Here is a 1,681-nt window from a genome sequence, read left to right on the forward strand (position 1 = left end):
GGTTACTGTGAGATCCACCCCGGAGCAACTTCCAGCGTCGGCCAAGACTGCTCGTAACCAAAGGATGTAACGGATCGGCGGAATCCGGTCTGGAACTGTGGTCCACGTCCTTCGCCGCCGACTCGTTAATCCCAATCGTTCCCCGACTGAAAATTTGGCTCTGACTCGCGTTCTTACTGTGACTGAATTTCGGCATTATTCTGAATTGCCTCCCGCGTGCTACGAGACTGAATACGGGTTGCAGATTGAATCGGTCACCATAGTCGCACACGCTGCTCAAGCCCGTATTGAATTCTTGCACTCGAATGTTCCTGGCACGCTTACGCTCGATTGTCCATCTCCACTTGAATCGATTGCATTTCTTTTTCGAGACTGCTATTGGATCAAGATTTACGATTTGAATGAAACCGGCGCATCGTTGAACTTCGGACGCTATGAGGTGCACATGCTTGATGAGGATTGTCCACAATCCAAGTTGCTTTGTGACCGCTATACTGCGGGATAGGTCCTCCGCCGATTATGATTGCCGACCACGAGTGTGACGAATGCGGCGGGGAACCATGCCGTGCACGCGAAGGTCGGGAGTCGTGTTTTTTGAAGTGGTCAGTCCACCGCCCGACCTCGGTGACGGCTGACGTTCCCCGACTGAAGGCAATTTGATGGACATACGCCCGCTCGATGAAACCGAAGTTGCAGGATTTGATTCCGAGCGGGAATGGCTTGACGCATACCTTCGACGTTTCGGGCCAGAGCACGTCTTGACGAAAGCGCCAGACGATATTCCAACACTCCAATCGCTTCTTGACGCCGAACCCTTCGCGTCGGGCGATGAAGCTGCACTTGAGTTGCTAGGAGGTGCTTTCGGTGACGTCGTTGCCGAGACACTGGGATTCGAATGGGTTGTGGCTACCGACGAACATGGATCGGATTTCGCGATCAAACATCCATCGCGGATGGTCTTGGCGTTTCCGCGTGACATGATTGTAAAACGGGTTGAGGCCGGTGACGTAATCAACATGACAGAACTGTACCAGAGCGTCGTCTCTGCACTCGAAAAACAAATCGCCGCCGAAGGTGTTGCGCGGGACGGTTGACTGCGAATTTGCGGGGAACAATCGCGTGAACCGGAGCACGCGAGCCAGCGTTTTTGGAATTGAGAATCTTTCGCGCGTGCCCGGTTACGCATTTCGTTCGCCGGACAAGTGTGGTCCCCATCGTGTCACTTCATCCAACATCGTTCTGCGGCGTCGCAATGACGGCTGATACGTATGATGACGATGTTGCATTGCGGGCATACGTCCTACGGCACTTCTCGCACTTGATGACAGCACTGGAACGGCGGGTCACTGAATACAACGCACCAATTGTCAGCGATTCCAACCACTCGAAAATCGCTAAGCTTCACGAATTTCTCGAGGACCGCGACGGCCACGTAGATGACGCAGACGTGATAGCTACGTTCGAAACCCCATACGAGGACCGAATTGCAAGTGCGGTGGATCGTGTTCTGTCAACACGGCGTGATCAACTTCTCGAAAACCGGTGCCCACATTGTCAACGTCTTGTGCGTACACCGATCGCGAGACAATGCTTGTGGTGCGGGTACGACTGGCACTAAACTTTGGTGCACGCCGTAGACGAAGACGCGGCGAACCATGGCATGCAAGTGCGGACTGGCAAG

The 1,681-nt window shown here is 53.9% G+C and carries 1 protein-coding gene; it reads left to right on the forward strand.

The genetic code is table 11. The features are described 5' to 3' along the window. Nucleotides 1–659: 659 nt before the first annotated feature. Nucleotides 660–1,094, forward strand: coding sequence for a DUF3806 domain-containing protein (locus tag NHH03_RS27600; RefSeq protein ID WP_253161589.1), 435 nt, complete (start codon nt 660–662; stop codon nt 1,092–1,094). Nucleotides 1,095–1,681: the final 587 nt, after the last annotated feature.

This window comes from Stieleria tagensis (genome assembly GCF_024129865.1).
Classification (GTDB): domain Bacteria; phylum Planctomycetota; class Planctomycetia; order Pirellulales; family Pirellulaceae; genus Stieleria; species Stieleria tagensis.